Annotated in this window: 23 protein-coding genes; 7 read left to right on the forward strand and 16 right to left on the reverse strand. The window is 68.6% G+C overall.

Features of this window, described 5'->3' with window-relative positions; genetic code table 11:
* From F579_RS0110660 to F579_RS0110685, 6 genes are all read right to left on the reverse strand, one after another.
* Nucleotides 1-1,224 carry a DUF418 domain-containing protein gene (locus F579_RS0110660; RefSeq protein WP_019023237.1) on the reverse strand — a complete coding sequence of 408 codons (1,224 nt, stop codon included), beginning with the start codon at nucleotides 1,222-1,224 and terminating at the stop codon, nucleotides 1-3.
* A gap of 145 nt (nucleotides 1,225-1,369) precedes the next feature.
* The gene (locus tag F579_RS0110665) at nucleotides 1,370-1,948 is read right to left on the reverse strand and encodes a glycine zipper domain-containing protein (RefSeq protein WP_019023236.1); all 579 of its coding nucleotides are present in this window, start codon (nucleotides 1,946-1,948) and stop codon (nucleotides 1,370-1,372) included.
* Nucleotides 1,949-2,069: 121 nt separating this feature from the next.
* Nucleotides 2,070-3,251 carry an 8-amino-7-oxononanoate synthase gene (gene bioF / locus F579_RS0110670; protein ID WP_019023235.1) on the reverse strand — a complete coding sequence of 394 codons (1,182 nt, stop codon included), beginning with the start codon at nucleotides 3,249-3,251 and terminating at the stop codon, nucleotides 2,070-2,072.
* 28 nt (nucleotides 3,252-3,279) lie between these two features.
* A complete protein-coding gene (locus tag F579_RS0110675; protein WP_019023234.1) occupies nucleotides 3,280-4,032 on the reverse strand; it encodes a methyltransferase domain-containing protein in 753 nt (250 codons plus the stop codon).
* Nucleotides 4,033-4,056: 24 nt separating this feature from the next.
* Nucleotides 4,057-5,052: a biotin synthase BioB gene (gene bioB, locus F579_RS0110680; protein ID WP_019023233.1), complete on the reverse strand. Its 996-nt coding sequence runs from the start codon at nucleotides 5,050-5,052 to the stop codon at nucleotides 4,057-4,059.
* Nucleotides 5,049-5,507 (reverse strand): hypothetical protein, encoded by a 459-nt coding sequence (locus F579_RS0110685; protein WP_019023232.1) that lies wholly within the window; start codon nucleotides 5,505-5,507, stop codon nucleotides 5,049-5,051. Before F579_RS0110685 ends, bioB begins: the two co-directional genes overlap by 4 nt.
* A gap of 36 nt (nucleotides 5,508-5,543) precedes the next feature.
* On the opposite strand from F579_RS0110685, the gene F579_RS15460 reads away from it, so the two are divergent.
* Nucleotides 5,544-6,296 (forward strand): ComF family protein, encoded by a 753-nt coding sequence (locus F579_RS15460; RefSeq protein WP_255349421.1) that lies wholly within the window; start codon nucleotides 5,544-5,546, stop codon nucleotides 6,294-6,296.
* 5 nt (nucleotides 6,297-6,301) lie between these two features.
* Here F579_RS15460 and ubiA read toward each other — a convergent pair whose 3' ends face one another.
* From ubiA to F579_RS0110740, 10 genes are all read right to left on the reverse strand, one after another.
* Nucleotides 6,302-7,171 carry a 4-hydroxybenzoate octaprenyltransferase gene (ubiA, locus tag F579_RS0110695; protein WP_019023230.1) on the reverse strand — a complete coding sequence of 290 codons (870 nt, stop codon included), beginning with the start codon at nucleotides 7,169-7,171 and terminating at the stop codon, nucleotides 6,302-6,304.
* Nucleotides 7,172-7,262: 91 nt separating this feature from the next.
* On the reverse strand, nucleotides 7,263-7,928 hold the full coding sequence (locus F579_RS0110700; RefSeq protein ID WP_019023229.1) for an OmpA family protein: 666 nt from the start codon (nucleotides 7,926-7,928) through the stop codon (nucleotides 7,263-7,265).
* A 104-nt stretch (nucleotides 7,929-8,032) separates the two neighbouring features.
* Nucleotides 8,033-8,881, reverse strand: coding sequence for a shikimate dehydrogenase (gene aroE / locus F579_RS0110705; protein ID WP_019023228.1), 849 nt, complete (start codon nucleotides 8,879-8,881; stop codon nucleotides 8,033-8,035).
* The gene (gene hemB / locus F579_RS0110710; RefSeq protein WP_019023227.1) at nucleotides 8,878-9,894 is read right to left on the reverse strand and encodes a porphobilinogen synthase; all 1,017 of its coding nucleotides are present in this window, start codon (nucleotides 9,892-9,894) and stop codon (nucleotides 8,878-8,880) included. The genes aroE and hemB overlap by 4 nt, the downstream gene beginning before the upstream one ends.
* Before the next feature lie 23 nt (nucleotides 9,895-9,917).
* Nucleotides 9,918-10,847, reverse strand: coding sequence for an oxygen-dependent coproporphyrinogen oxidase (gene hemF / locus F579_RS0110715; protein WP_019023226.1), 930 nt, complete (start codon nucleotides 10,845-10,847; stop codon nucleotides 9,918-9,920).
* Nucleotides 10,848-10,863: 16 nt separating this feature from the next.
* On the reverse strand, nucleotides 10,864-11,469 hold the full coding sequence (locus tag F579_RS0110720; protein WP_026300966.1) for an L-threonylcarbamoyladenylate synthase: 606 nt from the start codon (nucleotides 11,467-11,469) through the stop codon (nucleotides 10,864-10,866).
* Nucleotides 11,456-14,029 (reverse strand): DNA topoisomerase I, encoded by a 2,574-nt coding sequence (locus F579_RS0110725; RefSeq protein WP_019023224.1) that lies wholly within the window; start codon nucleotides 14,027-14,029, stop codon nucleotides 11,456-11,458. Before F579_RS0110725 ends, F579_RS0110720 begins: the two co-directional genes overlap by 14 nt.
* A 141-nt stretch (nucleotides 14,030-14,170) precedes the next feature.
* Nucleotides 14,171-14,656: a DUF494 family protein gene (locus F579_RS0110730; RefSeq protein WP_017925210.1), complete on the reverse strand. Its 486-nt coding sequence runs from the start codon at nucleotides 14,654-14,656 to the stop codon at nucleotides 14,171-14,173.
* The gene (gene dprA, locus F579_RS0110735; protein ID WP_019023223.1) at nucleotides 14,653-15,786 is read right to left on the reverse strand and encodes a DNA-processing protein DprA; all 1,134 of its coding nucleotides are present in this window, start codon (nucleotides 15,784-15,786) and stop codon (nucleotides 14,653-14,655) included. The genes F579_RS0110730 and dprA overlap by 4 nt, the downstream gene beginning before the upstream one ends.
* 28 nt (nucleotides 15,787-15,814) lie before the next feature.
* A complete protein-coding gene (locus tag F579_RS0110740; RefSeq protein ID WP_019023222.1) occupies nucleotides 15,815-16,984 on the reverse strand; it encodes a LysM peptidoglycan-binding domain-containing protein in 1,170 nt (389 codons plus the stop codon).
* Nucleotides 16,985-17,128: 144 nt separating this feature from the next.
* Between F579_RS0110740 and def the strand changes: the two genes are divergently transcribed.
* The 6 genes from def (at nucleotide 17,129) to F579_RS0110770 (ending at nucleotide 24,423) form a co-directional block, all read left to right on the forward strand.
* Nucleotides 17,129-17,662: a peptide deformylase gene (gene def / locus F579_RS0110745; RefSeq protein WP_019023221.1), complete on the forward strand. Its 534-nt coding sequence runs from the start codon at nucleotides 17,129-17,131 to the stop codon at nucleotides 17,660-17,662.
* The gene (gene fmt / locus F579_RS0110750; protein WP_019023220.1) at nucleotides 17,662-18,624 is read left to right on the forward strand and encodes a methionyl-tRNA formyltransferase; all 963 of its coding nucleotides are present in this window, start codon (nucleotides 17,662-17,664) and stop codon (nucleotides 18,622-18,624) included. Before def ends, fmt begins: the two co-directional genes overlap by 1 nt.
* Nucleotides 18,625-18,627: 3 nt before the next feature.
* Nucleotides 18,628-19,983, forward strand: coding sequence for a 16S rRNA (cytosine(967)-C(5))-methyltransferase RsmB (gene rsmB / locus F579_RS0110755; protein ID WP_019023219.1), 1,356 nt, complete (start codon nucleotides 18,628-18,630; stop codon nucleotides 19,981-19,983).
* A 3-nt stretch (nucleotides 19,984-19,986) separates the two neighbouring features.
* Nucleotides 19,987-20,556 carry a DUF4390 domain-containing protein gene (locus tag F579_RS0110760; RefSeq protein ID WP_018993198.1) on the forward strand — a complete coding sequence of 190 codons (570 nt, stop codon included), beginning with the start codon at nucleotides 19,987-19,989 and terminating at the stop codon, nucleotides 20,554-20,556.
* A 280-nt stretch (nucleotides 20,557-20,836) separates the two neighbouring features.
* A complete protein-coding gene (locus F579_RS0110765; protein WP_038029634.1) occupies nucleotides 20,837-23,047 on the forward strand; it encodes an ATP-binding protein in 2,211 nt (736 codons plus the stop codon).
* Entirely contained in the window at nucleotides 23,044-24,423 is a 1,380-nt protein-coding gene (locus F579_RS0110770) for a sigma-54 dependent transcriptional regulator (protein WP_012983630.1), read from the forward strand. The genes F579_RS0110765 and F579_RS0110770 overlap by 4 nt, the downstream gene beginning before the upstream one ends.
* Nucleotides 24,424-24,462 lie beyond the last annotated feature (39 nt).

Below are 24,462 nucleotides of genomic sequence, written 5' to 3' on the forward strand. Positions count from 1 at the left end.
CTAGCGCGCCAGGCGCCGCCACAGGGTCTCGATCGGCCCGGTCCCGACGTAGCGCTGCCAGAGCAGGGAGAAGGTGATCTGCACGGCCCAGATCGCCAGCACGATGCCGAGCAGCTCGAGATGCCCGAACTGCGAGAACAGGCCGAGCCCGATCCCGTAGAAGATCATCGCGGCGAGGATCGACTGGCCGATGTAGTTGGTCAGCGCGAGCCGCCCGACCGCCTCGAGGGCGCGGATGACGCCTGGCAGGATCCGCCGACGCCCGTCGGGGTGGGCCAGCAGGATCACCAGGGCGACCCAGGCCAGGGCGATCGCGACACTGCCCCACAGATTCGCGATACGGCCCAGGAACATCGAGTAGCGCAGATCCCAATCCACGGCCGTGTTGAACCACAACCCCGCCAGTACCAGAGGGATGCCGATGCCCAGTCCGAGCAGCACGACGCGCCGATAGCCGGCCAGCGACCAGCTCCCGTGAAGGAAGCCGAGCCGCAGCAGGGCCATGCCGATGAACATCATCGCGAGCATCTGCCACAGGCGCTCGGAGAAGAACATCCACAGCTGCGCGGTCAGTGCCCCGGTCGCCCGCTCGCCGGTCGCCGCCAGCCAGTGCAGGGACATCCGGTTGAGCTCGTCGCTGACGACATCGGCGCCGGGCTGCCAGTAGCGCTCGTTGAGCGTCTGCAGCCAGTGCTCGGGAACAAGGAAGATCAGGATCGCGCTCAGCACGAGCCAGAGCGCGGTCAGCCCGCCGATCAGCGCGACCCCGAGGCCCAGCAGCGTCATCGGCGGGTGGTCGCGAAAGTGCATGGCCACCAGCCCGCACACCGCATAGGCCGCGAGGATGTCGCCGGGCCACAGGATCAGCCCGTGTGCCAGCCCGATCAGGAACAGCCAGCCCATGCGGCGGCGAAAGCGCTGTTCGAAGGTGTCGGCCGGATGGCGCGAGCCCGAGGCCATCAGCACGATCCCGGCACCAAACAGCAGGGTCAGCATGCTGATGAATTTCTCGTCCGCCAGCACGTGGACCACGATCCAGGTGACCCAGTCTCCCAGCGGGAGGGGGCCCAGTGCCATTGGATTCATGTATTCGCTCGAGATGCGCCCGAAGGACTGGATGTTCATCACCAGGATGCCGAGGATCGCGACCCCGCGCAGCACGTCCAGAACGATCACGCGTTCCGGTGTGGACGGGGACTTATTGACGGGCAGGGTCCGGGCCATGGAGTGAGCCATTCCGTGCTTTGCGGCCCTGGGGTGACCGGACAGAGGCTGTAGCCGGCCGGGTCAGGGCAGGTTGGCCCTGCAGGATAGGCGATGGTGCCCGGGGGCGTTCAAGGCCCCCGGGGCACTTGGGGCGACGGCGCGCTTACCCGCGGATCTCCCAGTGGCCTGGTTCGTCCGGACAGGCCATGCCGGTATGGCGCTCGCCGTCGATCGTCATCTCGAAGTCCCGGCAGCCGTTATCGCGAACGCGCCCCGGCGTCATGTGCACTGGCTGACCATGGGCGTTGTCCCAGTGCACGGGCTGTCCGGGCTCGGCCAGTTCCAGGGCGTGCCCCATGCAGGCCTGGTCATTGCGGTCCATCTGCCGTCCGATCATGCCGCCCAGGACCGCGCCGCCGGCCGCCCCGATCAGGATGGCCACCGGATCGCCGTCACCGACGCGATGGCCGATGACCGCGCCGGCACCGCCGCCAATCGCCGCGCCGATCGCGTCGCGGTTGCAGCGCCCGTCCATCACGCCGTAGTCGTGCTCCCAGCGGTCGTAACTGTAGCCGTGGTAGCCGGCATACCCCGGGTCGTTCTGCGCGCGCCAGCCGTGGGCCGGTGCCCAGGGCGGCGGGGAGGCCAGTGTGTCGGCGGCGAAGCCGAACAGCATCGCAGCCGCCAGCGCCTTCAGATGAGTGGGTACACCGCGTCGGGAATGGTTGCGTTTCCGTGCCATGGTCCGTCTCCTTTCGACCGTGCTCGGCTCCAGACTCGCGCGGGGTTGCTGAACGGTTCTTTAACGGGGAATGGCGGTCGTTGGAAACGTGAAGGGCGTCAATGCCGGGCTGCGGACTGGTTCACGGAGTCGCCTGCTCGAGGGCCTGTTCCAGCGCGCGGAGCAGGGCATCGACCTGGGCCTCGGTATGGGCCGCGGATAGTGTGATGCGCAGCCGCGCCTGGCCCTCGGGGACCGTCGGTGGACGGATAGCCGGCACCAGGAAGCCGGCGGCCAGCAGCCTCTCGGCCACGGCACTGGCGCGGCGGGCGTCGCCGATGTGGACCGGCTGGATCGGGGTCAGGGGTGGAGGGTGCTGCAGGCCGAGCCGGTCCAGGCCCGCTCCCAGTCGCTGCAGCAGGTCCTGCAGGTGCGCACGGCGATCCTCGGCGGCCTCGGCGATGCGCACGGAGGTCAGCGTGGCGGCGGCCAGGGCGGCAGGCATCGCGGTGGTGTAGATGTAGGGGCGCGCGGTCTGGATCAAGGCCTCGATCAGGGCCTCGGAGCCGGCGACGAAGGCCCCGGCGGTGCCGAAGCCCTTGCCCAGCGTGCCCATCAGGATCGGGACGTCGTCCGCGCCGAGGCCGTGGTGCTGGCAGCTGCCGCCGCCGGTCGTGCCCAGCACCGACAGGCCGTGGGCATCATCCACCATCAGCCAGGCATCGAACTCGCGTGCCAGCGAGGCCAGTTCCGGCAGCGGGGCGATGTCGCCGTCCATGGAGAACACCCCGTCGGTCACGATCAGACGGTGACCACGATCGGGGGCCTGCTCCAGACGTTCGCGCAGATGCCCGGGATCGGCATGGCGATAGCGCTGGCTGCGCGCGCCGGCCAGGCGCACGGCGTCGATTAGCGAGGCATGGTTCCAGCGGTCCTCGAACACCGTGTCTCGGCGGCCGGCCAGCGTCTGTACCAGCGCCAGGTTAGCCATGTAGCCGGTGGAGAACAGCAGTGCGCGCTCGCGCCCGGTGAAGCGCGCCAGCGCCTGTTCCAGTTCCATATGGGCGCGGGTGTGGCCGTTGATCAGATGGGCGGCCCCGGCCCCGACCCCGTAGCGGTCGAGGGCCTCGCGGGCGGCGGCGGCGACGGCCGGATCCGCCGCCAGACCCAGGTAGTCGTTGGAGCAGAAGGCAACAACCGGCTGGCCGTCGATGACCTGCTCCGGTTGCTGCGGCCCACCCAGCGTGCGCAGCCGGCGCCAGCGACCGTCCGTGCGCACGCGGTCGAGACGGGCCTGCAGGAAGGCCTGCAGCGACTCGCTCATGGTGAATGGCTCATGGTGAGTCGCTCACTCACGGCCGCAGCCCGGCACGCAGGAAGATCGGCCAGTGCACGCGGGCGGTGATGTCCGCGTTCGGCCACAGTGCGTGCAGGGCTGGCTCCAGTGCGGCCAGCGGATCCTGGCCGGCGGCCTGTGCGCGGCGGATGGCGGACCAGGTGCCGAGATAGCCGAGCAGGGTGTCGCGGTCCCACTCGCGGTCGATACGGAACTCGGGCGTCTCGATCTCCGGCCAGGGGAAGGGCAGGTCGCGGTAGTGGCTGCGGATGTGGCTGCGCTCCTCCGGCCACCAGGGCGCCAGGGTGGTGTCGTGGAAGTCGGTCAGCAGGCGATCCAGCGCCGGGTCCTCGGCGCGCAGGATGCCGTAGCCCCAGATCGCCAGCAGGCCGCCCGGGCGCAGGACGCGCGCGACCTCGTCATGGAACTCGGTGTGGCGGAACCAGTGCGCGGCCTGGGCGACACAGGCGAGATCTATCGAGGCGTCGGCCAGCGCGCAGGCCTCGGCGGCGCAGGCGATGCGGTCGATGCCGGTGGTCGCCGGCAGGGCGGCCAGCAGGGCCGGGGCGGCATCCGTCGCCACGACCTGCGGGAAGTGCGGCTGCAGGCCCTGCGCGGCCTGGCCGTTGCCGCTGGCGCAGTCCCAGGCCCGTTCGTGGCGCGGGGTGTGCGCGGCCAGCCAGTCAAACAGCTCGGCGGGGTAGTCCGGACGGTGGCGGGCATAGTCCCCCGCCACGGCGGAAAAATGATCGGGGAATCCGCCGCCCACTGTTGTGCCCTCCGCTCGTCTGGCTCAGGCCGATGCGGAGGCGGGCCGATCCGATTCCGCAGAGGCCTCTGGTCCGGTCTCCGGGCGCAGGCCCAGGCGTTCGAACAGCGCGAGGTCGTGGTTCTCGCCGGGGTTTGGTGTGGTCAGCAGGGTGTCGCCGTAGAACAGCGAGTTGGCGCCGGCCAGGAAGCACAGGGCCTGCATCTCGTCGGACATCTCGGTGCGCCCGGCGGACAGGCGCACGTAGGAGGCCGGCATCAGGATGCGGGTCGCGGCGATGGTGCGCACGAACTCCAGCGGGTCGAGGTCCTCGATCCCGTGCAGCGGCGTGCCCTCGACCTGGATCAGCTGGTTGATCGGGACCGATTCCGGGTGCTTCGGCAGGTTGGCCATCTGCTGCAGCAGGCGCGCGCGGTCGCGCCGCGATTCGCCCATGCCGAGGATGCCGCCACAGCAGACGTTCATGCCGGCCTCGCGCACGTGCTCCAGGGTCTCCAGGCGGTCCTCGTAGGTGCGCGTGGAGATGATGTTCCCGTAGAACTCCGGCGAGGTGTCGAGGTTGTGGTTGTAGTAGTCCAGCCCCGCCTCGGACAGGCGTTTCGCCTGCTCGGCCTTCAGCATGCCGAGGGTCATGCAGGTCTCCAGCCCCTCGTCCTTGACCGCGCGCACCATCTCGATCACGCGTTCCAGGTTCTTGTCGGTGGGGTTGCGCCAGGCGGCCCCCATGCAGAAGCGGGTCGCGCCCTGGGCGCGGGCGTTGCGCGCGGCCTCGAGCACTTCCTCCAGCGGCAGCAGGCGCTCGCGCTCCAGTTCCACGTCGTGGTGCGCGCTCTGCGGGCAGTAGGCGCAGTCCTCCGGGCAGGCCCCGGTCTTGATCGACAGCAGCGTGCTCACCTGCACCGCGTTCGGGTCGAAGTGTTCACGGTGCACCGTCTGCGCGCGAAAGATCAGGTCGTTCAGCGGCAGGTCGAGCAGGGCCTCGACCTCGTCGGTGTTCCAGTCGTGGCGGGGCTCGCTCATGAGTGTGGCTCCTTGTCGGCTTCCGCCGGGATGGCGACATCGGCCCAGGGTTCGCGGTAGATGCGGTACAGGGCGTAGACCGTCCACGGCAGCAGGATGGCGGCGGCCACGGCCCAGTAGGCGCGGTAGTAGGCCAGATCCGGCGGGAAGAAGGTGGCAACCCCGATCAGCAGGCCCATCAGCGCGTAGTAGCGATAGGCCGCCCACTGCGTGAAATGGCCCACGCGCGGATCGGGGTGGTGCTTGTTCAGGGCGTAGACCAGCATGGAGGCGCCAAACCACAGCACCAGCGGCACGATGCCCATGATCGCGGCAATGATGAAGCCGACTCCGACCCCCTCGCTGCTGACCACAAACAGCGGGATGCCGGCAATCGACACGCTAATCAGATTGCCGACGTCGAACATCGCGGCGGCGCGCCGCGAACTGCGTGCGGAGACGGTCTTGGTCGCCATGGACTACCCTGAAAGCAAAAGCGGAAGCATACCATCATGGCTCATTCCCCTTCAGCCACGCCGGGGCAAACTGGAGAGCGATCGGGCGCGCTGCGTGCGCTGAGCGCCTGGGCGGCCCGGGCGCTGTACCCCGACCACTGTGGCTTGTGTCTGGTCCCGTTGCCGGAGGGCGGGGCCATCTGTCCTGCCTGCCGCGAGGACCTGGTGCGGGTGGAGGTCCCATGCCCGGGTTGCGCGGCGCCCCTGCCGGCGACAGTGGCCTGCCCCGCCTGTCAGCGCCGCCCGCTGGCAGTAGACGCCCTGCGGGCGCCATGGGCCTATGCCTGGCCGCTGGATCGGGTGCTGCTGGCCTACAAGCGCAGCGGCCACGCCCGCGCTGAACGGATCCTCGTGGACCTGGCCGCACAGGCAGCCCGCGAACGCCGGGATGTGCCGACACCGTTGCCTACCCGCGTGGTGCCCGTTCCATTGCACCCCTCGCGCCTGCGCGAGCGCGGGTTCAATCAGTGCGAGCCGCTGGCGCGGTGCGTCGCCGAGGTCCTGGGGCTCCCGCTGGATACCGCATGCGTTCGCCGCGTACGGGCCACGCCTTCGCAGCAGACGCTGAGCGGTCCACAGCGGCGCCGGAACCTGCGCGATGCATTTGCCGTGAAGGCGGAACTGGCGGGCGAGCGGGTGCTGCTGGTGGACGATGTGGTCACGACCGGGGCGACCCTGGATGCGCTGGCCCGTGCGCTGCGGGCGGCGGGAGCGGCATCGGTCGAGGGTCTGGCGCTTGCCCGCGCGTAACCGAGTTAGCCCCCCAGATGATGGTCTGCGATCATCGCGAGCAGGACCACGGCACCGAGATAATGGTTGTTCTTGAATGCCCGCAGGCAGTCGGTCGGCTCGCGTTCGGCGATCAGGAACTGCTGGTAGAACATCAGCATCGCCACGATCACCAGCCCCGCCGTGTAGTAGCCGCCGAGCCCGGCATGCTGGCCGATCAGGTACAGCCCCAGCCAGACGAGCACCTGGAGCCCCGCGGTGATCAGACGGTCCATCTCGCCGAACGCGATGGCGGTGGACTTCACCCCGATCTTCAGGTCGTCTTCTCGGTCCACCATCCCGTAGAAGGTGTCATACACCACGGTCCAGGCGAGCACGGTCACGTACAGCAGCCAGGCGAGCGGCGGCGGGTGATCCCCGGTGACCGCGGTAAAGGCCATGGGCACGGCCCAGGCGAAGGCCGCGCCCAGGTGCACCTGCGGAAAGTGGTGAAAGCGCTTGGCGAAGGGGTAGGTGGCGGCCAGCACCACCGCGACCAGGGAATAGAGAATGGTCAGCAGGTTGGTGAACAGCACCAGCACAAAGGCGGTCAGCGCCAGCACGGCGAAGGTTGCCAGGGCCTCGTTCGGGGTGATGGTGCCCAGTGCCAGCGGGCGGTCGCGCGTGCGGGCGACATGGGCGTCGAAGTCGCGGTCCGCGTAGTCGTTGATCGCACAGCCGGCCGAGCGCATCAGCACGACGCCGGCCGCGAAGATGAAGATCAGCGAACCCGGCGGCCAGCCCTCGGCCGCGATCCAGAGCGCCCACAGGGTCGGCCACAGCAGCAGATAGATGCCGACAGGTCGGTCCAGGCGGACCAGTCGGGCCAGTTCCCACAGGCGTGCACGTGCGTCCATGGCGGCCAAGCTTACCAGCCCGGCGCGCCGGATGGATGCGGAAGGGGGCGGGCCGGACAATCCCCGGCGCGACCCCGCTGGTAGGCTGCGCTCAGTCCGCGGTCAGCGGGAACAGGGTCAGTTCGACGCGCCGGTTCATCGCGCGGCCCTCGGCGGTCTCGTTGGTTGCGACGGGCTGATGCGGGCCGAAGCCGATGGTGTCGACTCGCACCGACTGGACCCCGCGCCGGATCAGGGCGCGCCCGACACTTTGTGCACGGCGTTCGGACAGGTCCATGTTGTACTCGACGCGTCCGGTGATGTCGGTATGGCCGGCGACCTCGATCCCGGTCTGGTCGTATTCGGCCAGGACCAGCGCCACCGAGTCCAGCACGTCCTCGAACTCCGGCTTGATGTCGGTGCGATCGACATCGAAGGTGATATGCCCTGGCATGTTGAGGATGATGTTGTCGCCGTCGCGGGTCACGCTGACGCCCGTCCCCTGAAGCTGCTCGCGCAGCTCGGCCTCCTGGCGGTCCATGTAGTTGCCGATCGCGCCGCCGGCCAACGCCCCAATGCCCGCCCCGATCATCGCGCGCTGCGTGCGGTTGCGGCGGCTGGTGATGCTGCCGACCACGGCGCCTGCCGCGGCGCCCACGCCGGCTCCGATCGCAGTGCGCGATACGCGCTCCTCGCCGGTATAGGGATCCGTAGTCGTACAGCCGATGGCGAAGGTCAGAAAACCGACCAGTAACAGAACACCAATGCGCGAGATCATGCTTGCCCCCCAGCCGGGAAGGAACTCCCGGGTTTCAGTCTGCGCCCATGGGCGCGCTCGGGGACAGGATTGCGCCGTTGCTTGAACGGAAGGTGAACCGGGCGTCAGGCCGCGTCGTTTTCGTGACGCAGTTGGCGCAATACCGGGGTGGTGTCGGGGTGGATGCCGCGCCAAATCGCGAAGGCCTCGGCGGCCTGCTCGACCAGCATGCCCAAGCCGTCCGCCGTCTGCCGGCAGCCGGCAGCCTGGGCCCAGTCGAGGAATCGGGCTGCACCCGGGCCGTAGACCAGGTCGTAGGCCAGGCTATCCGGGTGCACCAGTGTCGCGGGCAGGTTCAGGCCCGCGTCGGACAGGCCGGCGGCGGTGGCGTTGATGACCAGATCGAACGGATCGGCGGGCAGGGTGTCGAGGCCGCAGGCGGAGAGTTCGGTCTCGATCGCCAGGTCGGCGAAGTCCTCGGCCAGCGCCTCGGCCCGCGCCGCGGTGCGGTTGGCGATCACCAATTCCGCGGGATGGCGCTCCAGCAGGGGCTGCAGCAGCCCGCGAGTTGCGCCGCCGGCCCCGAGGATCAGGATGCGCCGGCCGGGCACCTCGCCACCCAGGCGGTCGAGATCGCGGCAGAAACCAATGCCGTCGGTGTTGTCGCCGTGGAGCTGGCGCTCGTCGTCGCGCCAGAGGGTATTGACCGCACCGGCCCGCCGGGCGCGATCGGTCAGTACCCGGGCCAGGGCGAAGGCCTCTTCCTTGAACGGGACGGTCACGTTCAGGCCCCGGAACCCGGAGGAGAACCACGCCCAGACCTCCTCGGCGAACTGACCCGGGGTGCCCAGCAGGGCCTCGTAGGTCAGGTGCTGCCCGGTTTGTTCGGCGAACAGGGCATGGATGCGCGGCGACAGCGAATGGCGGATCGGGTTGCCGACCACGCCATAACGATCGGGGCGCGGCTCGCTCATCGGGCCGCGTCCTCCGCCAGCCATTCGGCCACGGTGCGGGCGTAGTAGGTGAGGATGCCGTCGGCCCCGGCGCGCTTCATGCCGGTCAGGGCCTCCAGCACGCAGGCGCGCTCGTCCAGCCAGCCGCGTTCGGCGGCGGCCTTGAGCATCGCGTACTCGCCGGAGACGTGATAGACGAAGGTCGGGCGCTGGAACTCGTCGCGGATGCGGCGGACCACATCCAGATACGGCATGCCCGGCTTGACCATCACCATGTCGGCGCCCTCGGCCAGGTCGAGCGCGACCTCGTGCAGGGCCTCGTCGCCGTTGGCCGGGTCCATCTGGTAGGTCTCCTTGCCGCCCTTGCCCAGATTGCCGGCCGAGCCCACCGCGTCGCGGAACGGCCCGTAGAAGGCCGAGGCGTACTTGGCGGAGTAGGCGAGGATGCGCGTGTGCACGTGCCCGCCGTCCTCCAGCGCGGTGCGGATCGCGCCGATGCGTCCGTCCATCATGTCGGAGGGGGCGACCACGTCGGCGCCGGCCGCGGCATGCGACAGCGCCTGCTTCACCAGGGCCTCGACGGTGATGTCGTTCACAACAAAGCCGTCGTCGTCGATGATGCCGTCCTGGCCGTGGGTGGTGAACGGGTCCAGGGCGACGTCGGTGATCACGCCGAGCTCGGGGTGGGCCTGCTTCAGTGCGCGTACCGCGCGCTGGGCCAGGCCCTCGGGGTTCCAGGCCTCGGCGGCATCCAGGCTCTTCTTTTCGCCCGGGACGACCGGGAACAGGGCCAGTGCCGGGATGCCGAGGCGCACGGCCGAGGCCGCCTCCTCCAGCAGCAGGTCAATGGTGACGCGGTCCACGCCGGGCATCGACGGCACCGCCTCGCGCACCCCCTCTCCTTCGGTGACGAATATCGGCAGGATCAGGTCGTCCGCGCGCAGATGGTGCTCGCGCATCAGGCGGCGGGAGAAGGCGTCGCGACGCATGCGGCGCGGGCGGCCGGCGGGATAGGGGGCGATCGGTGCGGTCATGCGGGTCATCCTTGTTGGCGTAGTCAGCCAGCGGCCTCGGCCAGCCAGTCGCGCGGTTTCAAATAGCGCTCGTACAGGGCGGCCTCGGGCGTTCCGGCCTCCGGCTGGTAGTTGTATTCCCAGCGCACCAGCGGCGGCAGCGACATCAGGATCGACTCGGTGCGCCCGCCCGACTGCAGGCCGAACAGGGTACCTCGGTCGTAGACCAGGTTGAACTCGACATAGCGCCCGCGCCGGTAGAGCTGGAACTGGCGCTCCCGCTCGCCGTACTCGGTCGCATGGCGACGCTCGACGATCGGACCATAGGCATCCAGGTAGGCATTTCCGACGCTCTGCATGTAACCGAAGGCGTGTTCGAAGCCGCCCTCGCTGAAGTCGTCGAAGAACAGCCCGCCGACGCCGCGCGGCTCGTCGCGGTGCTTGAGGTGGAAGTACTCGTCGCACCACTTCTTGTGCGCCGGGTAGAGGTGCTCGCCGAACGGGCGACAGGCAGCCTCGGCCGTGCGGTGCCAGTGGATACAGTCCTCGTCGAAACCGTAGTAGGGGGTCAGGTCGAAGCCGCCGCCGAACCACCAGATCGGCGCCTCGCCGGGTTTCTCCGCGATGAAGAAGCGCACGTTCGCGTGCGAGGTCGGCACATACGGGTTGTGCGGGTGGATCACCAGCGACACGCCGGTGGCCTGGAACGAGCGCCCGGCCATCTCCGGGCGGTGCGCGGTGGCCGAGGCCGGGAGGTTGTCGCCCATCACATGGGAGAAGTTGACCCCGGCCTGCTCGAAGACCCGCCCCTCGCGCAGCACGCGGGTGCGGCCGCCGCCGCCGGCCGGGCGTTCCCAGGCGTCCTCCTCGAAGCGGGCCTGGCCGTCCAGCCCCTCGAGGCCCTGGCAGATGCGTTCCTGCAGGCCCTGCAGGTAGTCGATCACGCGGTCGATGGAGACGTTGTCCTGGCTCATGCTGCGTCCCGGTTGATCAGTTGTCGGTATGGGTGTCGGGTTCCGGCGCGCCCCGGAGCCAGGCCCCGGTGCGGGCGTCGCGGATCGCGCTGGGTGCGGTGCGCCCGCCACATTCTGCCTGCAGGATCGCATCGATGCCGGCCCCGAGTTGTGAGGCAACGCAATCCCAGCTGCGGCAGGGCTCCGCGCCCGCGCGGTTGGCGCTGGTGGAGACCAGCGCGCTTTCGGCGGCCGCGCACAGCGCGCGCGTCCCCGGATGGGCGGTGACGCGTACCGCGAGGCTGTCGTGTTCACCGCGCAGTAGCGGCGGGCAGGCATCGGTGACGGGCAGCAGCCAGGTGGTCGGCCCCGGCCAGCTGGCATCGATCTCGGCGCGGTGCTCGGCCGGCAGCGGCGCCAGCCAGGGCGCGAGGCGCTCCAGCCGGTCGGTGATTACGATCAGCCCCTTGGCGGCCGGGCGACCCTTGATCTCGAGGATGCGATCGATCGCCCGGGGGTTGTCCGGGCGGCAGCCGAGACCAAAGACCGCCTCGGTGGGGTAGGCGATCACGCCGCCATCGCACACGCACTGTGCGACGGGTTCGATCTCGGGGGACAGCAACGGGGCGTTATTCGGATCCACGGTCGCCGGAGGGCTGGGCACTCAGGCGGCTGTCGCCGGCGTTGTCACCGCTGTCGGATTTCGCGCCACCGGACTTGGCGGTCGTGGCCTTTTTCGCCGGGGCCTTCTTCGAGGTGCTCTTCTTGACGGCGGTCTTTTTCGTGCCCGTCTTGCTGGCGGCCTTCTTGGTGGTGGCCGCCTTTTTCGTGGACGTCTTCTTCGCGGTCGACGATTTGGATGCGGTCTTCCCGGAAGACTTGGCGGTCGACTTGGACGCCCCCTTGCGGCCGCGGCCCTTGCGTTCCGGGGCGGCGGCGATCAGCTCCTGGCACTGCGCAAGCGTCAGGGACTTGGGGTCGGTCTCTTTCGGGATCTTGGCGTTCTTGTTGCCATCGGTGACGTAGGGCCCGTAGCGCCCGTTCAGCACCTGGATGCCTTCCTCGTCGAAGCTCTTGATGAAGCGCTCGGCGTCCTTTTGCTTCTTCTCGGCGACGATCTCCAGCGCGCGTGGCAGCTCGATGGTCCAGACGTCGTCATCCGGGCCGAGGGAGGCGTACTTGGAGCCGTACTTCACGTACGGCCCGAAGCGGCCGATGTTCACCATCACCGGCTCGCCCTCGGGCGTCTCGCCGAGGTCGCGCGGCAGCTTGAACAGCTCCAGCGCCTCGTCGAGAGTGATCTTGTCCATCTTCTGCCCGGGCAGCAGGCCGGCGAAGCGCGGCTTCTCCTCGTCGTCCTTGGTGCCAATCTGCACGATCGGTCCGAAACGGCCCAGGCGCACGCTGACCGGGCGCCCGCTCTGCGGATCGGGGCCCAACTCGCGTGACTGCACGGCCTCGGCGCGGGTGACGTTCTCTTCCTTCTCCTTCACCCGGTCGCGGAAGTCGCCCCAGAAATCCTCCAGCACCGGGACCCAGTCCTTCTCGCCGCGCGAAATCGCGTCCAGCTCATCTTCCAGCTTCGCGGTGAAGTCGTAGTCCACGTAGCGGTCGAAGTGCTGGGTCAGGAAGCTGTTCACGATCCGGCCGGTATCGGTCGGGATGAAGCGCTTGCCGTCCATCTCCACGTATTCGCGCGACTGCAGCGTGGAGATGATGCTGGCGTAAGTGGACGGACGGCCGATGCCGTATTCCTCCAGCGTCTTCACCAGGCTGGCCTCGGTGTAGCGCGGTGGCGGCTCGGTGAAGTGCTGGTCGGCGGTGACCTCGTCGAGTTGGACCGTGTCGCCCTCGGCCATCTCCGGCAGGCGCTTGTCCTCGTCGTCATCCTGCGCGTCGTCGCGGCCCTCCTGGTAGACGGCGATGAAGCCGGGGTCGACCAGGGTGGAGCCGGTGGCACGGAACTGGTGCTGGCTGTCGCCCGGGACCAGGTCGGCGGCCACGGTGTCGAAGGTCGCGTGGATCATCTGGCAGGCGACGGTGCGCTTCCAGATCAGGTCGTATAGCCGGGCCTGGTCGCTGCTCAGGCGAGCGCGGACCTCGTTCGGCAGACGGCGCACAGAGGTCGGGCGGATGGCCTCGTGGGCCTCCTGCGCGTTCTTCGACTTGGTCTTGTACTGGCGCGGGCTGTCGGGGACGTTGTTGGCCCCGTAGCGCTCCTCTATCAGGCCGCGAATCTCGCCGATCGCCTCGCCGGCCAGGGCCACCGAGTCAGTACGCATGTAGGTGATCAGACCGATCGCTCCGGAGCCCAGATCGATGCCTTCATATAGTTGCTGGGCGGTGCGCATGGTGCGCGATGCGGTAAAGCCCAGCTTGCGCGAGGCCTCCTGCTGCAGGGTCGAGGTGGTGAACGGCGCGGCCGGGTTACGGCGGCGCTGCTTTTTCTCGACCTTGGCGACGCGCAGCTCGCCATTCGCGGCCTCGGTCAGACGCTTCTGGGCATCGTGCGCGAGGTCGGCGCTGTTCAGGTCGAACTGGTCCAGCTTGTTGCCGTCCAGGTGCGTCAGGCGTGCGGTGAACGGCTGGCCCTGGCGCTCGGCCTTCGCATCCAGGGTCCAGTATTCGCGCGGGACAAATGCCTCGATCTCGTTCTCGCGCTCGCAGATCATGCGCAGCGCCGGGCTCTGCACGCGCCCGGCGGACAGGCCGCGCTTGATCTTGCGCCACAGCAGCGGGGAGAGGTTGAAGCCGACCAGGTAGTCCAGCGCGCGGCGCGCCTGCTGGGCATCGATCAGCGGCTTGGCCAGGTCGCGCGGTTCCTCGATCGCTTGCTGGATCGCCTTCTTGGTGATCTCGTGGAACACGACCCGATGCACGCCGCGATCGTCCAGCAGGCCGCGGTCACGCAGCACCTCGTAGAGATGCCAGGAGATTGCCTCGCCTTCACGGTCGGGGTCAGTCGCGAGGATCAGGTCGTCGGCTTTCTTCAGCGCCTTGGCGATCGCCTCGATCTGCTTCTCGCTGCGCTCGATCACGTCGTACTTCATGCGGAACCCGTTTTCCGGGTCCACCGCGCCTTCCTTGGGGACCAGGTCGCGCACATGGCCATAGGAGGCCATGACCTGATAGTCCGGGCCGAGATACTTCTCGATGGTCTTGCCCTTGGCGGGCGACTCTACGATGACGAGGTGCTTGCTCATGTCGCTCGGGACCGTCTCCGTGGCAGCGGGTTCCGTATCGGGGCGATCCCGGTCGCATGGCAGCGACCGGGTTCACGGGCGCTAAAGACTAGAGGAGGAAAACGCCCTTGGCTACCGCATTGTCTGCGGAGGACGGTGTACTCAGTGCAGATAATCCACGGCCGATGGGCCGGCATCGTCGCGCATCACCTCTTCCAGGCGGGAATAGGCGATCGCGTCGTCGGGCTGGTTGAACAGCACCATCAGCACCACCCAGCGCAGCTGGTCGAGGTCGATCTCCTCGGCGTCCAGCTCCATCACACGATCCAGCACCAGCTCGCGGGTGCCGGCGGTCAGCAGGCCGTTTTGTTCCAGATGCAGCAGGAAGCCGTGCGCCTCGGTATCCAGGCGCTTGCGCTCTTCCGGGGCGTAGATGCGCTGGGCCGCGCCGTCGCCGCCGCGGCCGGTAAGGGGGGCCTCGCTCATCAGGCGGTCCAGCCAGCCCAGGGCGCGGTCGATCTCGGGGCGGGCGAAACCGGCCTCCACCAGGTGGCGTTCCAGTTCCGCGCGATCCGGCTCCTCGTCGGATTCCTCGTCCATGGTGTGCTCGAACAGGTACATGAGCACATCCAGCACGCTTTCGTTCATGATTCAGGGGATCCTGCGTCGAGGCGCTGGTAGCGCCCGTGGTCGAGGGCGGCCACACGGCCGTTGAGTTCCAGCAAAACCAGCATGGATGAAAGGCGCTCGATGGTCAATTTGGTGCGATCCCGCAGGGTTTCCAGCGGGATCGGGTCAAAACCCATCGCGTTCAGCACGCGTTCCTGCTCCGGATCCAGTGGTTCCCGGGCCGGTTCCGGCGGTGTTTCGGGTGTCTCCCCGGGGGCGACACCAAGCCAGTCCGCGAGGTCCTCCAGCACCTCGTCGGCCGATTCCACCAGTTGCGCCCCGTCACGGATCAGACGATGGCAGCCGCGGCTGACCGGGCTCAGTACCGAGCCCGGCACCGCGTAGACCTGCCGGCCCTGTTCCGCCGCCAGGCGGGCGGTGATCAGCGATCCACTCTTCAGCGCGGCCTCGACCACGACCGTGCCCAGGGCCATGCCGCTGATCACCCGGTTGCGCTGCGGGAAGTTGCGCGCCAGCGGCCGCGTGCCGGTCGGCCACAGGGAGACGACCAGGCCGTGATCCGCAATGCGGTGGGCGAGGCGACGATGCTGCGCCGGGTAGATGCGGTCCGGGCCGGTCGCGACGACCGCGATCGTGCGGCCGCCGGGGGCGGCCAGGGCCCCCTCGTGGGCGGCCCCGTCGATGCCGCGCGCCAGGCCGCTGGTCACGATCACGCCGGCACCGGCGAGCTCGCGCGCGAACTCGCCGGCCAGCCGTTCGCCCTGCGGCGTGCACTCGCGGGCGCCGATGATTGCGATTTGCGGCCGATGCAGAAGGCTCGGGTCACCATTGAGGTACAGGACGGGAGGCGGGTCGGGGAGTTCGGCCAGCAGCGGCGGGTAGTCGGGGTCATCCCGGCAGAGCAGGTGATGCCGTTCGTCCTGGTCGAGCCAGGCCTGGTCGGCATCGGCGCCTACGGTGCGGGCCGCCGGGTCGATGTCCAGCTCGGCCCCGTGACGTCGCCATTCGCCGGGAGAGGCGGCCAGGGCGGCGCCGGGACCGCCAAAGACCTCGACCAGATGCAGCAGGCGCTGGTGGCCGAGCCCCGGGATGTTGATCAGTTCCAGCCAGGCGCGCTGATGCGCCGCGCGGTCCCGATCGTCGGTCATCGGTGGTGCGGATGCCCGTGCGAGCGGATCAGTGCGACGGATGGCGGACCTTGTCACCCTCGCGCAGGGTGCGGTCGGACTCCGTGACCAGAATGTAGGAGACCTTCTCGAAGGTCTGGAACACCATCACGGTGCCGACCGATTCCTCGGGCAGGGTCACGACCTCGTTCGCCCGGTCGCTAATCGGGTCGCGGACCTGGCGGCCGGCGGTGTAGGCGGTCATCACCTGGCCGTTCTCGATGCCGTCACGCTCGCCACGGTTGATGATCGCAGCCTGCAGCTGGCCGATCTGGCTGATCGCGTCGAACAGGGAGATGATCGTGCCCTCCAGGTCCTCTGGCGGGCGTCCGATCTCGAACAGCATGTCCTGTTCGTCGGCAAACGGGACCAGGCGGTCGCCACGGATCGCCTCGCGCTCGCCCTTGCGGATGTTCGCGCGCGCCACGTTGCCGGGTTCGACGATCTCCGCCTCGCCAATCGGCAGGGTCGCAATACCCAGGTTCTCGCCGGTGTCCGGGTCTACCAGCTCGCCGTCACGGCGCACGATGTGATAGAGGTCGTATTGCCGGGTGTCTTCGGCGTTGCGCACGTAGACGCGGTCGCCCGGGCCGAAGATCACGCGCTCGTCCTGCGAGGCCAGGATGTAGGGGGCGTTCTCCAGTGTCTCGTCGTCCAGCACCTGCGGGCGGAACATGAACGACTGCAGTGTGGAGATCGGGGTCGCGTCCTCATCGCGATCGACTACGCGAATCTCGGGTGAAAGGCGCTTGGTCGGGCGCACGCGCGGGCCGCCATCCACGGTGATGCGCGGTTCGCCATCCACGTAGTAGATGCTGAGTACGTCGCCCGGATAGATCAGGTGCGGGTTCTCGATCTCGGGGTTCACCAGCCAGATCTCCGGCCAGTACCAAGGATCGCGCAGGAACATCGCGGCGATATCCCAAAGGGTGTCGCCCTCGCGGACCACGTAGCGTTCGGGAGCGGATTCGCGGATCTCGGGTTCCGGCTCCGGGGTCTCGGCAGCCCGGGCGGTTTCGCGGGAGGTGTCCTCGCTGCGGGCCACTTGCGTGGCCTCGGTGTCCTCGGCGGTGGCAGCCCCCTCTTCGGTCTGGGTGGCTGCGCAGGCGCCGAGCAACAGCGTTACACTGAGTAAAATGCCCGGCAGAACGAAGGTCGTGGTCGCCCTGGTCTTGTACATTGCTGTCCCCTGTCAGATCCGCGCGCTCCCCGAGCCTTATTTTGCTATAGCCCGGCCCCATGCGGATGACGCAATTCCGCGGATATTGCGGTCCAACGTTAGCAGAATTGCGGCATCTGTACAGTACAAAGTTTGAGGTTTTTCATGGCCAAGCGCGAAATACTGCATTTCCCGGATCCCCGCCTGCGCCTGAAGGCGGAGCCGGTCGAGACGGTGGACGACGAGATCCGCACCCTGGTCGACGACATGCTGGAAACGATGTACGACGCGCCGGGTATCGGTCTGGCGGCCACCCAGATCAACGTGCAAAAGCGGGTGCTGGTCGCGGATGTTTCCGATGACCAGACCGAGCCGCATGTGCTGATCAACCCCGAGATCCTCGAGACCTCCGGCGAGGAGGAGATGGACGAGGGCTGCCTGTCGGTACCCGGTTTCTACGAGCGCGTGCAGCGCGCCGACCGCATCCGAGTGCGTGCCCTTGGCCGTGACGGCCAGCCCTACGAGCTCGATATTGATGGTTTGCTGGCGGTCTGTATCCAGCACGAGATCGACCATCTCGACGGCAAGCTGTTCGTGGACTACCTCTCCAGCCTGAAGCGCAACCGCATCCGCAAGAAGCTGGAGAAGCAGGGCGCGCGGACTGGCGCGGGAGACAAGGCCGCGGCGCCCGCCGTCTGATGACGCAAAGCGACAAGGATGTTCCACGGCCGCGCGTGGTCTACGCCGGCACGCCGGACTTCGCGGTCCCCGCTCTGGAGGCCCTGATCGAGCGCGGCCCGCGGCCCGTGGCCGTGTACACCCAGCCGGATCGCCCGGCGGGGCGTGGTCGTCAGCTGCGCCCGAGCCCGGTCAAGGTCGCCGCCGAGGCGGCCGGTATCCCGGTGCTGCAGCCGGAATCCCTGAAATCGCCCGAGGCCCGGGCCGAACTGGCCGCCTGGCGCCCGGATATCCTGATCGTGGCGGCCTATGGGCTGATCCTGCCGCGCGCGGTGCTGGAAATCCCCGGCCGGGGCGGGCTGAACATCCATGCCTCGCTGTTGCCCCGCTGGCGCGGCGCCGCGCCGATCCACCGCGCGATCCTGGCCGGCGATACCGAGACCGGGGTCTGCCTGATGCAGATGGCGCCCGGCCTGGACACGGGGCCGGTGCACGCCTGTCGCTCGACCCCGATCACGGCGACGACGACCACCGGCGAGCTGCACGACGCGCTGGCCACGCTGGGCGCCGAGCTGCTGCTGGAGCGGCTGCCCGAGATCCTCGCGGGGCGTTCGCAGCCGGAACCACAGGACGATGCCGGCGCGACCTACGCGCACAAGCTGGAGAAGGACGAGGCCTGGCTGGACTTTGCCCGCCCGACGGTGGAACTGGATCGCCAGGTGCGGGCCTTCAACCCCTGGCCGGTCGCCCAGGCGCGCTGGGGCGGGCAGGTGATCCGCGTGCATGCTGCGCGCCCGCTGCCCGGGCCGGCGGACCCGGAGCCCGGCACCATCCGTGCCGTGGGTCGCGACGGGGTGGAAGTCGGCACCGGGGAGGGCCGACTGCGTCTGGAGACCGTGCAGCTGCCGGGCAAGCGCCCGGTCGCGGCCGCGGACTGGGCCAATACTACGGCGCTGGTGGGGCAGCGCCTCACGGGCGGCTGAGCGATGGCGGGCAAGCGCGCCGGACGGATCGTACCCTCGCGGGTGGACTCGCGCTCCCCGCGTCAGCGAGCTCTGGAGGCCGCCGAGGGTGTCGTATTGCAGGGGCATTCCCTGACGCGCGCGGTGGAGCACGCAACCGAGGGGCTGAACGCCCGCGACGCGGCCTGGGTGCAGGCGCTGGCCTATACCACGCTTCGCTGGTATCCACAGCTGTCGGCACTGGTGAACGGTTTCCTGGAGCGCCCGCTGCGCAAGAAAGACGCCGTGATCGGTGTGCTGCTGGCGCAGGGGCTGGCCGAGCTGATGCATTTCTCCACCCGCGACCACGCGGCCGTGCGCGAGACCGCGGAGCTGGCGCGGGCCATCCATCGCCCCGGTGCGGTGGGGCTGATCAATGCGGTCCTGCGGCGCGCGCAGCGCGAGCAGGATGCGCTGGAGGCGGCAGTCCGGGAAGACCCGGCGCTGCGTTACGCCGTTCCGGAATGGCTGCTGGAGGCGATCCAGGCCTCCTGGCCCGACGACTGGGAGACGTTGCTGGAGGCGGCCACCCGTCCCGCACCCATGACCCTGCGCGTGAACCTGTCTCGCACCTCGCGCGAGGACGCCCTCCAGGCACTGGTCGCGGCGGGGCACCCGGCACAGGCGCATCCTCAGCTGGGGGCTGCCCTGACACTGGCCGAACCCGCCGACGTCGCCCGGCTGCCCGGTTTTGCCGAGGGCCGGCTCTCGGTGCAGGACGCCTCTGCGCAATGGGCGGCGGTCCTGCTTGATCCGCAGCCGGGCGAGCGCGTGCTGGATGCCTGTGCGGCCCCGGGCGGCAAGACCGGTCATCTGCTGGAACGGGCGGGTGGCGATCTCCGTCTCACTGCGCTGGACAGCGACGCCGAGCGCCTGGTGCAGGTGAGCGAAAACCTCGACCGCCTGGGCTTCGCCACGCAGCTGACCGCGGCCGATGTCGCCGACCCTGATGCCTGGTGGGATGACCAGCCCTTCGATGCGATCCTGCTGGATGTCCCCTGCTCCGCGACCGGGGTGATCCGGCGTCACCCGGACATCAAGACCCTGCGCCGCGCCGACGATATTCCGCGCCTGGCGGCGGAGCAGGCGCGCATTCTGGAGGCCGCCTGGGGGCTGCTGCGTCCCGGCGGACGCCTGCTGTATGCGACCTGCTCACTGTTGTCCGAGGAGAACGACGCGGTGGTCGCAAACTTTCTCGAGCGGATGCCGGCTGCCCGAGCGCTGGAGCCCGAGGGCGGTCCACCGATCGCCGGCGCGCACGTTCGCTCGGTCGGCTGGGCGCTGCCGCTGGGGCTGGAAGGCGGCGATGGCTTCTACTACGCGCTGTTGACAAAGGACTAGGGCATGCGCGCGGGGCGGTCGCCGATCGGATTCCTGCTGGCATGGTCACTCGTGCTGGCGCTGGCCCCGGGTACGGCGCAGGCCCTGGAGATCCGCGACGCCCGGCACATGTGGATGGACGATGACACCCTGCTGGTGCGCCTCGTGCTCGACATGCGACTGCCGCAAGTGCTGGAAGACGCGCTGGCCAACGGGGTCACGCTGGAGTTCGAGGCCGAGGCCCGGATCGAACGGGATCGCTGGCTGGGCCGGGAGTCCGTGCAGCACGAGACACGCCGGGTCAAGCTGCAATATTTTGCGCTGAACCGGTATTACCTGGTAACCGACGTGAACGACGACCGGATGGAGCTCAAGCCGACCCTGGGCGATGCCCTGGAGTATGTGGCCCGCCGACTCGGGCGCCTGCCGATGCATGGCGTCCCGGGGGCGGTGCGCGAGCGGCCGGAGGACTACAACATGGCCGCGCGGCTGTTGCTCGTGTATTCGGCGCTGCCCTTGCCGCTGCAGCTGGATGCCGGTCTGCGCGGTGACCTCACCACCCGGCGGGAGTGGCATCGATGGTCCCTGGATTAGGGAAACGCTGGTCAATGTACACGCTCGCTGCTTCGTCGCTTTTGCGTGCGAACAAGGCGCGGCGACTGCCGTGCAGTCATTCTGCACAAGGGAGCCGCAACGCCGTGCGCATGCCCGTTTTTGATAACAGCGGGCGGCCGAGCCCCGGCATTCAATCGCTGGTGGGGTTGGTACCCCAGGTTCCCCGATCCTGCGTTGCGCCACTTGCCGGTAGAACCACTACCGGCTGCACGGCGCACCTTGTCTCGGAAAACCTGGGTTACCAACGCGAGTGTGTACATTGATCAGCGTTTCCCTAAGACGCTTCCCATGGGGCCTGCTGGGCATGGGCCTGCTGTTCCTGCTGCTGCTGACCTCGCTGGTGGTCATGGGCGGGGCGGCGCAGGACCAGGCCCGCTTCGAGCAGCTGTTCCTGTGGCTGCTGGTATTCCACGCCGCGATCCTGCTGGTACTGGGTGGCCTGATCGTCCACCAGTTCGTGCGCATGGTCGCCCAGTATCGCCAGGGCGTGCCCGGCAGTCGCCTGACGTTGCGGCTGGTCGGGGGCTTTATGCTGGTGGCGGTCCTGCCGGTCTCGGTCGTCTACTATTTCTCCTTCGAGTTCCTGAACGAGGGCGTGGACTCCTGGTTCGACGTGCGCGTGGACTCCGCGCTGGAGGATGCCCTGGAGCTGTCGCGTTCGTCGCTGGATCTGCGTGTGCGCCAGCTGGCGACCGAGACGCAGGAGATGATGAGCGAGCTGGAAGGGGTCTCGGAGGGCCTGGTTCCGCTGGCGTTGAATGACTACCGCCGTCAGGTTGGGGCCCAGGAGTTGACGCTGGTCGGCTCCAACAACCGCATCATTGCCTCCTCCACCGACAGCCCGATCCGCCGCCTGCCGAGTCCCCCGGGGGCCGATATCCTGATGCGCGTGCGCCCGGAGCAGCCGTATTCGCGCCTGGAACCGCAGACCGACGGCTCGCTGGTCATTCGCGTGGTGGCTACCACCAGCAGTCGAAGACCGGGGGCGGAGAACCGCATCCTGCAGGGGATCTACCCGGTCGACCCGCGCATGTCGGCCTTGTCGCAACGCGTGGAGGACGCCTTTGCCGGCTACCGCGAATTCGCCTACCTGCGCGGCCCGATCATCCAGGGCTTTATCTTCACCCTGTCGCTGGCGCTGGCGATCTCGCTGATGGCGGCCCTGTGGGCCGGGCTGCTGGTGGCAAGGCGCATGGTGCGTCCGATCTCCGATCTGGTGCAGGGGACACGGCTGGTGGCCGCTGGCGACTATTCCACCCGGCTCGCGGTGCAGCGGGCGGACGAACTGGGCTTTCTGGTGCAGTCGTTCAACGCCATGACGCGCACGCTGAATGAGGCGCGTGACGAGGCCGAGCGCAACCGCCGCCTGCTGGATGCCGAGCGCGCCTACCTGGAGAGTGTCCTGCAGCACCTGCGCTCCGGCGTGCTCGCGCTGGATGGCAGTCTGCGCCTTCGTACCGCGAACGAGGCCGCCGGCCAAATCCTGGAGTGCGACCTGCAGGGCGCTCGCACGCGTCCGATCTCCGAGCTGGGCGCCGAGTGTCCGCTGGTCGGGCAATTCTTCGAGGCGATCAACGATGCCCTGGCGCGCCAGGAAGACGAGTGGTCACGGCAGGTCGTCGTGTTTACCCGTTCCGGGCGCAAGGTGCTGATGACGCGTGCCGTCTGGCTGCCGACCTCGGGCTCCAGCCGAGGCCTGCACGCGATCGTGTTCGATGACATGACCGAGTTCCTGAAGGCGCAGCGCGATGCGGCCTGGGGCGAGGTGGCCCGGCGTCTGGCACACGAGATCAAGAACCCGCTGACCCCGATCCAGCTATCCGCCGAGCGTCTGTCGCGCCGGTTGGGCAAGGTCCTCGACGGGGCCGACCGCGATGTCCTGGATCGCGCGACGGGCACGATCATTCAGCAGGTGGAGGCAATGAAGACGCTGGTCAACGCCTTCCGCGACTACGCCCAGGCCCCGCGCCTGGAGCTGGGATCGGTGGACCTGAACCAGCTGATCCAGGATGTCTGCGAGCTGTATGTCGATTCCGACGGCCATTCCCGTGTGCAGACCGACCTCGAGCCGGACCTGCCCGGGATTCGGGGTGACGCCGGACGCCTGCGACAGCTGCTGCACAACCTGATCAAGAACGCGCTGGAGGCTGGCAAAGACCAGGAGGCCTTCGTGGTGCATATCGCCACTGCCTATCTGGACGATCCGACTGGGCCGCATATCGAGCTGCGGGTGACCGACACGGGCCCGGGGATCAAGCCCGAGCTGCTGGAACGCATCTTCGAGCCCTACACCACCGACAAGCCGCGTGGAACCGGTCTCGGTTTGGCGGTCGCGCAGAAGATCGTCGAGGAACATGGCGGCATGATTGAGTGCCATAATGAACCGGCGGGCGAAGGTGGGGCGGTTTTCCGCATTCGCATCCCGGTCGAACATACCCCGCAGGCCCTGGCCCACGAGGAACCGGAATGAGCGAACCGTACGTACTGGTCGTCGACGACGAACCGGATATCCGGATGCTGCTGCAGGATGTCCTCGAGGACGAGGGCTACCAGGTGGCGCTGGCCGGCTCGGTGGCCGAGGCCAAGGCCCAGCGCCGCAGCCGCCGGCCGGATCTGATCCTCCTCGACGTCTGGATGCCGGATGGCGACGGGATCTCCCTGCTCAAGGAGTGGGGCGACGACGAAGGTCTGCCCTGTCCGGTGGTGATGATCTCCGGCCACGGCAACGTGGAGACCGCCGTCGATGCCACCCGCCTGGGCGCCTACGACTTCATCGAAAAGCCGCTGTCGATAGACAAGCTGCTGATTACGCTGAACAACGCCCTGGAGGCCGCCCGCCTGCAGCGCGAGAACGTGGGCCTGAAGCGCCATGCCGGCACGGTCGCTGATCCGGTCGGGGGCAGCGCGGTGATGGTGAACCTGCGCGACCAGGTGCAGCGCATGGCGCAACACGACACCTGGGTGCTGATTACCGGCGAGCCCGGGGTGGGCAAGCAGACCTTTGCCCGGTTGCTGCATGCGCGTAGTGCGCGGCGGGACAGCCCGTTCATCGTAGTCTCGGTCGGTTCGCTGTCGGGCGACGAGGCCGTGGCCGAGTTGTTCGGCAGCGAGCAGGGCGATCGGGTGCGCTACGGGCTGCTCGAGCAGGCCGCCGGTGGCGTGCTGTTCCTCGACGAGGTCGCGGAGATGGACATGCAGACGCAGGGGCGCCTGCTGCATGCCCTGGATACCCAGCGCATTACCCGGATCGGGGGCGATCAGCCGATCAGCGTCAATGTGCGGGTGATTGCCGCCAGCCAGCATGATCTTGGCGAGGCGGTGGAGCAGGGCCGGTTTCGCGAGGACCTGTACTACCGGCTGAACGTCCTGCCGCTGGCGATCCCGCCGCTGCGCGAGCACGCGGAGGACATCCCGGAGCTGCTGGACTACCATATGCGCCATCTGCACCAGCAGGAAGGCCTGCCGATGCGGCTGTTCCAGCGCCCGGCGCTGGAGCGGCTGCAGCAGTATCAGTGGCCCGGCAACGTGCGCGAGCTGCGTAACCTGGTGCAGCGACTGATGATCCTCGGCTCCGGTGACGAGATCACCCGCGACGAGGTCGAGCGCACCCTGACCGGCCAGCCGCAGCGCGGCGAGGAGTTCGAGGATGGGGCACTGGCGATCCCCGACCTGCCGCTGCGCGAGGCGCGCGAGCAGTTCGAGCGCGAGTATCTGATCCAGCAACTGGAGCGCTCGGAAGGCAACATGACACGGCTGGCCGAGCGGGTGGGGCTGGAGCGCACCCACCTCTATCGCAAGTTCAAGGCACTGGGCATCGATCCAAAACGGGTGAAGGCCGACGGCTGAGACGCCAGTCGTTTCCCTGGCACGACGCCCTGACATCTC

It is taken from the genome of Thioalkalivibrio sp. ALJ21 (genome assembly GCF_000378605.1).
Classification (GTDB): domain Bacteria; phylum Pseudomonadota; class Gammaproteobacteria; order Ectothiorhodospirales; family Ectothiorhodospiraceae; genus Thioalkalivibrio.